A 10698-nucleotide genomic window follows, 5' to 3' on the forward strand; every position below is an offset into this window, starting at 1 on the left:
TGGTGGCAAAACACTGGCAAAGATGTCAGTTCGTCGCTATCTGCGATGGGTCGTACCGGTGCAGGCACCCCTGCGCCATCCACGGACAGGCCCGCGCCCAGAGGAAGCCCTGCTCCTGGCGCCCATCCGCGTTGTAGTAGGCCAGTTGCAGCCGTTCCGGCGTGAAAGCCAGTCGGGCGAACCCCGGACTGGCCAAGGCGAACGGCACGTCATCGGTCGGCGCTGCGGGTTTGAAGGTATCGATGGTCTGCCCACCGCCGCCGGAAATCAGCCAAGCCGGCTCACCGGGGTGTACCAGTACCTGCTGGTTGTGCTCATGGCCCGACAGGTAGATGTCCACCCCGCTGCGCTGCATGGCCGGCAGCAGCTGCGCCAGCAACTCCTGGTCTTCGCCATGCTTGCCACCACCGCTGCGAATCGCATGGTGCGCCACCACCATCTTCCACATCGGTGCGGGGCCGCTGCTGGCGAAGGCCGCTTGCAGGAAGTCCGCCTGGCGCTGGCGGCCGGCGGCATCCTGGGAGGTATCGAGGAATACGACGCGCAGCAGCGGACGGCCCTCGACCTCGCCGAAATCGCGCACATAGAAGGGATCGGGCATCTGGAAACGGCCGGAGCCCGCGCCCTTGCGCCCATAGTCCAGCTCGACGGCGGCGGACTTCGGGTAATCATGGTTGCCCAGCACCGCATAGAAGGGCACATGGCTCAGCCAGTCGCCGTGATAGACACGCTCGAACTTCAGTTGCCAGGCGGGATCGTCGATCCCCGTGAGCGGCTTGCCGTAGAAGTTGTCTCCCAGCAGCAGCACCATGTTCAGCCCGCCCTCGCGCTCGGCGACCTGCTCCATGCCCCGCGCCACGCGCCATTGCTGGAGATCGCCGCTACCCTGGTCGCCCAGCGCCAGCAGGGTAACCTGCGAGGCCGGCTGGCCGGATAACGGGGTGTAGTGCGGCGGCGGAACCATCACCATGAAGCCCGCCAGGCTCCCGGCGACCGCCAACAGTGTGACGAGGATCAGCAACAGGGTGCGCCGACGACGCCGGCGCGGCGAAGAGGAGGCAGCGGGACTCGGAGAGCGGGTGGACATGGCGGGCCCCTGGGACTTAGCGGTTGTGGGTCGCCGCAGTGGAGCACGCTGCAAGTTAATTCTGAGTTAAGGCGTCATCGCCTATACCTGCGGCCATCGCGCACCACGCCGGACACGCCGCCATGCCCTCCTGCCGCCACCTCGCCCTGCTGCTCCTGCTGGGCGGCCTGCTGTTTTTCACCGCACTGGGCAATCACCAGTTGCAGGGTTCCACCGAACCACGGGTGGCCGGCATCGCGATGGAGATGTACCTCGACCATGACTGGGTGACGCCACGCCTGAACGGCCTGCCCTTCCTGGAAAAACCGCCGCTCAGCCTATGGCTGGACGTCACCGCCATGCGCCTGTTCGGACCGACCGCGCTGGCCGCGCGCCTGGCCTCGGCGTTCGCCGCGCTGTTCTGCGCCCTGCTGCTCTACGGCACGCTCAAGCGCCTCGGGCGGCCGCCGCTGCTGGCGCTGTGTACCGCGCTGATGCTGATGACCATGGCCAGCTTCTGGGGCAATGCCCGCCAGGTCGGTGAAGACGCCCTGCTCACCCTGGGCGTAACGCTGGCGCTGCTGTCCTTCCTGCGGGCCTGGCTCGCCTCGCCCGGTCGGCCCGGCCACTGGCTGGCCTTCACCCTCGGCATCACCCTCGCCACCCTGAGCAAAGGCGTGCTGGGCCTGGCGCTGCCGGGGGTGGTGATCTTCGCCTGCCTGCTCTGGGACAGTATCACCCGGCGGCGCCTGGAGATTGCCGCCTGGGTCCGTCCGGCGCTCTGGACAGTGCTGGGCCTGGTCCCGCTGCTCATCTGGCTGATGTTCCTGTACCGCGACGGCGGCGTCCCGGCCCTGCAGGAAATCCTCTGGACCAACAGCGTCGGGCGCTTCAGCGGCTCGTTCAGCGAGGCCGGCCACTTCGAGCCCTTCTACTACTACCTGATCCGCCTGCCGCAGGCCTTCCTGCCGTGGAACCTGCTGCTCTACCTGGGGCTCTGGCACTTCCGCAAACGCCTGGCGAGCGACCGCTACCTGCTGTTCTTCTGCCTCTGGCTGGCGGCGCAGTTCACCCTGCTGACGTTCGCCTCCAGCAAGCGCATGGTCTACCTGATGTCGCTCGCCCCGGCAGCAGCGGTGATCGGCTCCGAGTACGGCCGTGAGCTGCTGCAGCGCTGGCAGGTCCGGGATTCCGGATGGGTCCGCAGCGCGCTGATCGCCCTGATTCTGTTGGTGCCCGGCTTCTACCTGGGCTACGCGCTGTGGATCGAACCGCGCGCGGACCAGAAGGAATCCTTCCTGCCGCTGACCCGGGAGATTCGCCAGCAGGAGTTGGCGGGCCGGCAGGTCACGTTGTTCCAGCCCAGCGAGCGTCTGGCCGGTGCTGCGGTGTTCTACAGCCGCAGCCGTCTGCCGGCGCTGGACACCCACGAACAACTGATGGCGCAACTGAACCAGCCCGGCGGCCGCGTGGCCGTGCTGGAAAGCCTGGAGACGCCACAGCCGCCGCTGAGCGTGCTACGGCATTTCCGGGTCGGCCAGCGCGACTACTACTTCGTCGGGCACGAATGAGGCGGCGTTGACCTGCCAGGCTACCGACGCCAGCGGGAGCGGCTAACCTTGCCCTATCGCCACCGCCCGCACAGGAGCCGCTTCCCTTGGCGAAGCACCCGTCGATCCTCAGCCTGCCCTTCCGCCGCCTGGCCAACCCCTACACCCGCTACCGCTACGCCGCCTGGATCCACTGCATCCGGGTCGGCCTGGCGCTGCTGGCCTCAATGCTGCTGACCAGCGCACTCAAGCTGCCCCATGGTCTCTGGTCCTCGGTGACGGTACTGGTGGTGATGGGCGGACTGGTGCACCAGGGCACCATTCGCGGCAAGTCCTACGAACGGATAGTCGGCACCCTGGTCGGTGCAGCGCTGGGCCTGTGCGTGATCGCCGTCTACGACCAGACCCGCTCCCAACTCCTGGCCTACGTGTTGATGTCGGTATTCGGCGCCGCCTCGGCCTTCTTCGCCATCCGCCGCCCCGGCTACGTGGCGCTACTCGCGGGGATCACCCTGTGCATCGTCGCGGGGCCGGGGGAGACCGGCTTCACCGAGGGTCTGTGGCGCTCGGCCAACGTATTGATCGGGGTCGCCATCGCCCTGCTCTTCTCGCAGATCTACCCGCTGCGAGCGGTCTACGTCTGGCGCTACCTGCTCTCGGACAACCTGCGGGCCTGCGCGCGGATGTATGGGCAGTTGTCGTCCAACCACGATTTCACCCCGGAGCATTTCGCCCGCCAGCTGGAAGAACTGGATCATCGCCTGGTGGCCTCGCGTGCCCACCTGGGGCCGGTGGCGCGGGAGACCGGGATGCCGCTGCGCGACCTGGAGATCATCCAGCGCATCCACCGCGCCGTGATGGGCACCCTCGAATCGCTGATCGCCTCGCGCCAGTTCGCCGCCCAGGCCGGTGAGATCGAACCGGTGCCGTCGAGCCTCGACCATCACCGGCAACTGATCGGCCGCCTGCTGCTGCAATCGGCCCACGCCCTGAAGTTCAGCCGCACCAGCAAGCTGGTGCAGGCCTGCCAGGGCCTGGAGCACCTCCCCGCACGCCCGCAGAACCTCACCGACTCCTTCGAGAAGCAAGGCTTCTACTGGCTGACGCTGCGCCTGTACGAACAGGTGGAGATGCTCTCGGAGAAACTCGCCGCCACGGCGCCGCACTGGAACATCCAGAGCCGCGACCGCACTTGATCCAGCAATGAAACCGGCCCGGCAGCTTGCGCTCCGGGCCGGTGTTCAACGCCTGGTCAACCGATCAGGCCGCAAAGCCGCCGTCGATGGTCAGGCTGGCGCCGGTGATATAGCCGGCTTCCGGGCCCGCCAGGTAGGCGACGAAAGCGGCGATTTCTTCCGCACGGCCGTAACGGCCGACCGCCATCAGGTCCATCAGGGATGCCGCGAAGTCGCTGTCAGCCGGGTTCATGTCGGTGTCCACCGGGCCGGGCTGCACGTTGTTCACAGTGATGCCGCGCGGACCGAGGTCACGGGCGAGGCCCTTGGTCAGGCCGACAATGGCCGACTTGCTCATGGCATACACGGCGCCACCGCCGAAGGGCATCCGATCGGCGTTGGTGCTGCCGATGGTGATGATCCGGCCGCCCTCGCCCATGTGCCGCGCGGCGGCTTGGGTGGCGACGAAAACGCTACGCACGTTCACCGCCAGGGTGCGGTCGAAGTCGTCCAGGTTGAAGTCTTCCAGCGGGGCGATGGCCAGCACGCCGGCGTTGTTCACCAGGATGTCGATACGGCCGAAACGCTGGGCGGCACTGTCGATGGCGGCCTGCACGGACGCGGCGTCGGCGCTGTCGGCCTTGATCGCCAGGGCGCGACCGCCGCTGGCTTCGATGCTGGCGGCGAGGTCTTCGGCCTTCTGCGCCGAGCTGACGTAGGTGAAGGCGACGCTGGCGCCTTCATTGGCCAGGCGTTGCACGATGGCGGCGCCGATGCCACGGGAACCGCCTTGAACGAAAGCGACTTTGCCGGCGAGGGGTTGGTTAGTGCTCATGTGGGACTCCGTTTGCTGGGGTGGGAGAAATTCGACAGGGCCAGTCTCCTCCCTCAGACACTTCCGCAGTAGCCAGTAATCGCTATATTCAGTCGATACAGAATGTCCGGAATCGCTTCATGGAAAGCCTGATCAGTATCGAATGCTTCGTGCGCAGCGCCGAGGCCGGCAGCTTCGCCGCCGCCGCGCGGCGCATGGGCCTGACGCCGGCGGGGGTGAGCAAGAGCGTCGCCCGGCTGGAAACCAACCTGGGGGTGCGGCTGTTCCAGCGCAGCACCCGCAGCCTGACGCTGACCGAAGCCGGCGAGCGCTTCCTCCTCGAGGCCAGCGGCGGCCTGGCGAGCCTGCAGAGCGCCATCGCCAACCTGGCCAGCGCCGATGGCCAGCCCAGCGGCGTGTTGAAAGTGAGCATGGGGCTGGTGTTCGGCCGCGACTACATCCTGCCGCTGCTACCGGACTTCCTCGGGCGCTACCCGGCGATCCGCCCGGACTGGCACTTCGACAACCGCCAGGTGGACCTGATCGCCGAGGGCTTCGACGCGGCCATCGGCGGCGGCTTTGAACTGCCGCCCGGCGTCGTGGCGCGCAAGCTGTCGCCGGCGCACCTGGTGCTGCTGGCCTCACCGGCCTATCTCGACGCCCATCCGCCAATCCGCTATCCGAGCGACCTGCCCAGCCATGACGGCATTCGCATCCGCTCGCCGCAGACCGGTCGGGTGCGCCCCTGGCCGCTGGTCAACCGCCAGCACGCCCAGGCGCCCATCGCCCTGAAAGAGCGCATGACCCTGAGCGATCCGGAAGCGGCCTGCTTCGCCGCCCTCAAGGGGCTGGGCATCACCCTGGTCAGCATGCAGCATGCGCTGCCCTATCTGGACGATGGCCGGCTGCTCCGGGTGCTGCCGGAGTGGTACGTGGATGCCGGCAACACTGCCATCTACTACGCCGCGCAAAAGCTGCTGCCGGCCAAGACGCGGGTATTCGTCGAGTACGTGGTGGAGCATTTCCGCGAGAGCGGGCTGGGGCAGCGGTTCTCGGCGGTCTGAAGCGGCAGAGTTCCCCGTTGGCGTAGGGCGCATAACGCCTAAGGCGTTATCCGCCGCTTTGGCTTTGGGTGTTTCAGCGCCGCTTCGGCGTGTGCTGAAAGATTTTGTTTCGCCCCCTCGGGCGACCTCCTTTGGCAAACGACCCAAAGGAGGCAAAGGTCTTGCCCCTGCATCCGGGTCCCGCTTCGCGTGACTTCCCTCGCTCCATCGGAGTTTCAGGGGCACGCGTCGACGGGCCATCCTTGGCCCAACGACGCTCTCGCGGCATCCATGCCGCTCAACCCCTGAAACTCCGATTCCACTCGGCCTCCTGAAGGGGCGCTCCGGTGCGCACGGATATTTCTCTGGAAACCGCTTTTCGTATGAGCGGACCTTGTCCGCGAAATCCATCGCGGCGAAATCCGCGCTGACAGGGAAACGCTTGAGCTTGTCGCCAACCTGTAGGAGCGCGCTTGCTCGCGAACACAATCCCAACAAAAAAGCCCCGCCAGTGCGGGGCTTTTCTCAAGAACAGCGGATCAGCCGCAGTTCACCTGCTGCACCACCTGATGATCGTCCACGTCGATATTCAGGCGCTGGGAGTTGTACTCCATGGTGACCGGCTGGTGCGGGCGCAGCACACGCGCCACGCTGGCGCCGGCGTCGCGGCGGGCCTGCTCGGTCAGGGTCGGGTCGATAGTCTTGCCGACCAGCGTCTGCACGGCCTTGGCGTCACAGCTCGCGGACGGCGTCGACGGCGTTTGCGCAGCCTGCGAGGCGGTGTCGGACGAGGTGTCCTTGGCGCTGCAACCAGCCAGCGCGGCCACGGCGAAAAGCGACAACAGGGTCACTCGGTTCAAGGGCATGGAAAGCCTCCCTGAGGTTGAGTTTGAAAAATGCGTGAGGGCGATCACCTTACCAGCCTGAAACCCCGAATGGGGCATTGAAGTATTGCAACCTGCTGCACGAGAGTGCTCGCCACAGAGCGGCACGGCGCCTTTTACACAACCTTTACACTGGCTGGCCTTACCAATCTCCGCGGGCGGATGTCTCATGGATATCGGGCTCCATGCCGGGTCCCCCAGGAGGTACATCATGCTTCGCCGCCTTCCCCAGTTCGCCGTACTCTGCGGTTGCCTGGCCCTCGCCGGACAGGCAGCGGCCAACAGCAACAGCGATGCCGCCGCCATCGGCGCGGTAGTCGGCGCCGTGGTCGGCGGGGCGATCGTCGCCGGGTCGTCTCCAGCCCCCTACTACGCGCCACCTCCGGCGCCGTACTACGCACCGCCCCCAGTGGCCTACTATCCACCGCCACCGCCGCCGGTGTACTACCAGCCGGTGCCGGTCTACCGTCCCGTCGTGGTGGTGCCGGGGCCCCGCTACTACGGCCCACGCTACTATGCGCCCCGCTACTACGGGCCGGCTTACTACGGTCCGCCGGGGCACTATCGCCACTGGTAATTCGCACTGGCCCCGCTTCGAGCGGGGCCTTTCGTTTCAGCTACCTCGGCAAAGGTGCCGACAAAAACGCTAGCCCTGGCCGCCGCCCCCGGTCCGTGGAGTCATGGACAGATTGCCGGCCAACTCCTCAAACAGCGTCACCACCGCGCGCAGTGCGCGGCAGTCCGGACGAGTCAGCAGCCACAGGTGGGTGCTACACCCCGGCAACTCGCCCTCCAGTACCCGCAGGCCGTCGCCGGGGCGCAGCAGGAAGGCGGGCAGCGCCGCCAGCCCCAGGCCCGCGCGGCACAGGTCGAGCACCGAGAGCATGCTGTTGCAGCGGTACGCTGGGACCACCGCCGGGAACGCCTGGCGGCGCCACGCGACGCTGGAGTGATCGGGCAGGAAGTCGTCCGGGGCGATCCAGCTCATGTCCTGCCAGGGCCGCTTGCCTTGCTCGGCGAGGTAGTCGCGGTGGGCGCAAAGGACGTAGTGCACATCGCCCAGGTTGCGCCCGACCAGGTGCTCCGGTGGCGAGCTGGTCAGGCGCAGGGCGATGTCGGCGTCACGGCGGCTGAGGTTGGCGAAGGCGTTGGAGGTGGTCAGTTCCAGGTTTAGTGCCGGGTAACGCTTCATGAAGCGCGCCAGCGCCGGCAGCAGCAGACCTTGCAGCACGGTGTCGGAGCAGGTCAGGCGCACGGTGCCGCTGAGCACGTCGTGCCCCTGTTCCAGGCTCAGCCGCGCAGCCTCCAGCGCCTGCTCGGCCAGCTCCGCCTGGCTGGCGACCTGTTGCGCGGTGGCGGTCGGCAGGTAGCCGTGGCGGCCCTTTTCGAACAACGCGGTGCCCAGCGCCTTCTCCAGGCGCCGCACGGCGCGGAATACCGTGGAGACATCCACGTCCAGCAACTCCGCCGCACGGGCCAGGCTACCGCCGCGCACCAGCGCCAGTACCAGGGCAAGATCGGCGTACTCGAGACGATATTGCATAGACGCACTCCGGCATTGCACAACCGCCAATTTTGGTTGCACCAGCGCAACTATAAATTGCTCCCATCGGCCCGCCAATGGGCCTCGGCGCAAAGGGGAGCGAAACATGAGGCGGCAACGCAAGGGTCTGCGCATCGGCTTGATCGGCGACCGTGACAGTCGCGTCATCGCGCACTGGGCGATTCCCCTGGCGCTGCAGCAGTCGCTGCTGCCCCACAGCGGCACCCTGCGCGTCGACTGGCTGGATACCCCGCGCCTGGCGGCCGGTTTGCCGCTGCACGCCTACTCCGGGTTCTGGTGCATCCCCGGCAGTCCCTATCTCGATACCGAGGGAGCGCTGCGCGCCATCACCTATGCCCGTACACACGACGTTCCGTTCCTCGGCACCTGCGGCGGCTTCCAGCACGCGCTGCTGGAGCGTGCCCGCCAGGTACTCGGCTGGCAGGATGCCGCCCACGGCGAGACCGCCCCGAACGCCGAGCGCCCGGTGATCCATGCCCTGCCCTGCTCGCTGGTGGAAGTCAGCGAAACCATCACGCTGCGTCCAGGCTCGCGCCTGGCGGCGATCTACGGCCTGCCGAGCATCCGCGAAGGCTATCGCTGTAGCTACGGGGTGAACCCCGAGTTCCAGGACGCTCTGTTCGGCGACTCGCTGCGGGCCAGCGCCCTCGGTGAGGACGGCAGCATCCGCGCGCTGGAAGCCACGGACCACCCGTTCTTCCTCGCCACCCTGTTCCAGCCCGAGCGCAAGGCGCTCGCCGGCGTCGGCGTACCGCTGGCGCAGGCCTTCCTGGCCGCCGCCTTCGAATACGCAGCCACCGCTGTCGGGAGCCCCGCATGATCGCCAAGACACCCCAACCGCCCTATTACGCCGTGGTCTTCACCTCCCTGCGCAGCGAGCAGGACGACGGCTACGCCGACACCGCCACACACATGCTGGAACTGGCCGCCGAGCAGGAGGGTTTCCTCGGCGTCGAATCCGCTCGGGGCAGCGATGGACTCGGCATCACGGTGTCCTACTGGCGCGATGAAGCCGCCATCGGCCGCTGGCGAAACCTATGCGAGCACCGCAGCGCCCAGCAGCGAGGGCGGCGGGACTGGTACGACGCCTTCCAGGTACGGGTCTGCCGGGTCGAGCGCGCCTATGGCTTCGAACGCTGAACGACCACTGGTCTCCCATGGAAAACGCCTTCACGGGCATTGGAGAAATCCTACATTCGATTTCCCTGCCCATTCCTAGGATGACGCCCGTCCTGATCACTCCCCGCGAGGAATCGACGTGCGTCCCGCTCACTGGCTTCCCGTACTCTTGTTATGCGCCACCTGCTCCCCCGGCCTTACGCTGGCCGATGACTTCGATGCGCCGTCCTGGCGACGCTATGAGCTCGATACGCTGGAGCAACAACTGATCCGTCCAGCCTTCCGCCGGAGCCCGCCGCGACCGGCGACCGGGCGTATCCCTGGCGACGTCCGGCGCACCGTCGACACACACCGCATCGTCGCCCGCGCCCATGAACTGATCGGCGAACCCTATCGCTGGGGTGGCAAGAGCCTGGAGGAAGGTTTCGATTGCAGCGGTCTGCTGGTCTACCTGTACGGCAGCATCGCCAACCGCAAGCTGCCGCGCACCACCGCGTCAATGATCGCCCAGCGCGGCAATGCAGTCGGTCGTGAGGAGCTGCGTCCAGGCGATGCGGTGTTCTTCAACCACAACGGCAGTGGGCGGACCAGCCACGTCGGCCTGTACATCGGCGACAACCGATTCATCCATGCGCCGAGCACTGGCAAGACCATTCGCATCGATTCGCTGGACAACGGTTACTGGCAGCGCAGCTACACCACGGCACGGCGGTTCAGCGGGTGAACCGGCAAAGAAATGAACCCGAGTCACTCGGGATTTTCAAATCAGAAAAGACCTACACGGACCAGGTATATCGCCTCATCCCCGTCCTCCGGGAGGTTCCTAAGATAGCGCTCCGTTTCAGCCCAGCCACACGATGTACGAACGATGCGCCCGCTCCTTCTCCTGAACATGACCTTGATGGTCGCCCTCGCCGCTCCGCTATGCGAAGCCAGGGAACCTGTAATAGCCCCCCATGGCTACAAGGCTGCCGCCAGCCTGTCGCGCACCTCCCACGCCAAGGTGGACAAGCGTAATGTCCCTCGCCTGCACCGTGCGACCGCACGCCCTCTTCAGGCCGGGGTGCACGACAGCCAGCGTACCAGCAATTCCCGCGTGGTCGCCCGTGCCCGGCAGTTGATCGGCGTGCCCTACCGCAGTGGCGGCACCTCGGTGGCGGGCGGTTTCGACTGCAGCGGGCTGCTGGTCTACCTGTTCCGTACCGAGGCCGGCACGAAGCTGCCGCGTACGACCGGAGAAATGATCCAGGCTGGCGGCACGCGCATCGGCCGTGACGAACTCAAGCCGGGCGATGCCGTCTTCTTCAATCGCAACGGTCGCGGCCGCACCAGCCACGTCGGGTTGTACATCGGTAACAACCAGTTCATCCACGCGCCCAGCTCCGGCGAACGCATCCGCCAGGACTCCCTGGACAACAGCTACTGGGAGCGCAGCTACACCACCGCTCGCCGCTTCCGCGGCTGAGCCATCGGGACACCCGTC

At 66.8% G+C, this 10698-nt stretch carries 12 protein-coding genes; 8 read left to right on the forward strand and 4 right to left on the reverse strand.

Annotation, left to right across the window (positions count from 1 at the left end; all coding sequences use genetic code 11):
* Window positions 1–25: 25 nt before the first annotated feature.
* Window positions 26–1087, reverse strand: a complete 1062-nt coding sequence (locus O6P39_RS17730) for a metallophosphoesterase (protein ID WP_275607791.1) — start codon at window positions 1085–1087, stop codon at window positions 26–28.
* Window positions 1088–1209: 122 nt separating this feature from the next.
* Here O6P39_RS17730 and O6P39_RS17735 point away from each other — a divergent pair, with 122 nt between their 5' ends.
* Window positions 1210–2637, forward strand: coding sequence for a glycosyltransferase family 39 protein (locus O6P39_RS17735; RefSeq protein WP_275607792.1), 1428 nt, complete (start codon window positions 1210–1212; stop codon window positions 2635–2637).
* Window positions 2638–2723: 86 nt separating this feature from the next.
* Window positions 2724–3812, forward strand: coding sequence for an FUSC family protein (locus tag O6P39_RS17740; protein ID WP_275607793.1), 1089 nt, complete (start codon window positions 2724–2726; stop codon window positions 3810–3812).
* Window positions 3813–3876: 64 nt separating this feature from the next.
* Here O6P39_RS17740 and O6P39_RS17745 read toward each other — a convergent pair whose 3' ends face one another.
* Complete coding sequence (locus O6P39_RS17745; RefSeq protein ID WP_275607794.1) at window positions 3877–4626, reverse strand: 3-oxoacyl-ACP reductase family protein; 750 nt, start codon at window positions 4624–4626, stop codon at window positions 3877–3879.
* Between the two features lie 119 nt (window positions 4627–4745).
* Between O6P39_RS17745 and O6P39_RS17750 the strand changes: the two genes are divergently transcribed.
* Window positions 4746–5669, forward strand: coding sequence for a LysR family transcriptional regulator (locus O6P39_RS17750; protein ID WP_275607795.1), 924 nt, complete (start codon window positions 4746–4748; stop codon window positions 5667–5669).
* Between the two features lie 518 nt (window positions 5670–6187).
* Here O6P39_RS17750 and O6P39_RS17755 read toward each other — a convergent pair.
* Entirely contained in the window at window positions 6188–6514 is a 327-nt protein-coding gene (locus O6P39_RS17755) for an I78 family peptidase inhibitor (RefSeq protein WP_275607796.1), read from the reverse strand.
* 229 nt (window positions 6515–6743) lie between these two features.
* On the opposite strand from O6P39_RS17755, the gene O6P39_RS17760 reads away from it, so the two are divergent.
* Window positions 6744–7109, forward strand: coding sequence for a hypothetical protein (locus O6P39_RS17760; protein ID WP_275607797.1), 366 nt, complete (start codon window positions 6744–6746; stop codon window positions 7107–7109).
* Between the two features lie 69 nt (window positions 7110–7178).
* On the opposite strand, the gene O6P39_RS17765 is transcribed toward O6P39_RS17760, so the two are convergent.
* Window positions 7179–8096, reverse strand: coding sequence for a LysR family transcriptional regulator (locus O6P39_RS17765; RefSeq protein ID WP_275611974.1), 918 nt, complete (start codon window positions 8094–8096; stop codon window positions 7179–7181).
* Window positions 8097–8181: 85 nt separating this feature from the next.
* On the opposite strand from O6P39_RS17765, the gene O6P39_RS17770 reads away from it, so the two are divergent.
* The 4 genes from O6P39_RS17770 (at window position 8182) to O6P39_RS17785 (ending at window position 10680) form a co-directional block, all read left to right on the forward strand.
* Entirely contained in the window at window positions 8182–8916 is a 735-nt protein-coding gene (locus tag O6P39_RS17770) for a hypothetical protein (protein ID WP_275607798.1), read from the forward strand.
* A complete protein-coding gene (locus tag O6P39_RS17775) occupies window positions 8913–9236 on the forward strand; it encodes an antibiotic biosynthesis monooxygenase (RefSeq protein WP_275607799.1) in 324 nt (107 codons plus the stop codon). The genes O6P39_RS17770 and O6P39_RS17775 overlap by 4 nt, the downstream gene beginning before the upstream one ends.
* A 295-nt stretch (window positions 9237–9531) precedes the next feature.
* Window positions 9532–9939 (forward strand): C40 family peptidase, encoded by a 408-nt coding sequence (locus O6P39_RS17780; RefSeq protein ID WP_275611975.1) that lies wholly within the window; start codon window positions 9532–9534, stop codon window positions 9937–9939.
* A gap of 144 nt (window positions 9940–10083) precedes the next feature.
* Window positions 10084–10680, forward strand: a complete 597-nt coding sequence (locus O6P39_RS17785; RefSeq protein ID WP_275607800.1) for a C40 family peptidase — start codon at window positions 10084–10086, stop codon at window positions 10678–10680.
* Window positions 10681–10698: the final 18 nt, after the last annotated feature.

Origin of the sequence: Pseudomonas sp. PSE14 (genome assembly GCF_029203285.1) — a bacterium.
In the GTDB taxonomy this organism is placed as follows: Bacteria; Pseudomonadota; Gammaproteobacteria; order Pseudomonadales; family Pseudomonadaceae; genus Pseudomonas.

Coding starts and splice junctions, on each gene's coding strand:
- O6P39_RS17730 (WP_275607791.1), bottom strand. CDS start 1,087: ATGTCCACCCGCTCTCCGAGTCCCGCTGCCTCCTCTTCGCCGCGCCGG.
- O6P39_RS17735 (WP_275607792.1), top strand. CDS start 1,210: ATGCCCTCCTGCCGCCACCTCGCCCTGCTGCTCCTGCTGGGCGGCCTG.
- O6P39_RS17745 (WP_275607794.1), bottom strand. CDS start 4,626: ATGAGCACTAACCAACCCCTCGCCGGCAAAGTCGCTTTCGTTCAAGGC.
- O6P39_RS17750 (WP_275607795.1), top strand. CDS start 4,746: ATGGAAAGCCTGATCAGTATCGAATGCTTCGTGCGCAGCGCCGAGGCC.
- O6P39_RS17755 (WP_275607796.1), bottom strand. CDS start 6,514: ATGCCCTTGAACCGAGTGACCCTGTTGTCGCTTTTCGCCGTGGCCGCG.
- O6P39_RS17760 (WP_275607797.1), top strand. CDS start 6,744: ATGCTTCGCCGCCTTCCCCAGTTCGCCGTACTCTGCGGTTGCCTGGCC.
- O6P39_RS17770 (WP_275607798.1), top strand. CDS start 8,182: ATGAGGCGGCAACGCAAGGGTCTGCGCATCGGCTTGATCGGCGACCGT.
- O6P39_RS17775 (WP_275607799.1), top strand. CDS start 8,913: ATGATCGCCAAGACACCCCAACCGCCCTATTACGCCGTGGTCTTCACC.
- O6P39_RS17785 (WP_275607800.1), top strand. CDS start 10,084: ATGCGCCCGCTCCTTCTCCTGAACATGACCTTGATGGTCGCCCTCGCC.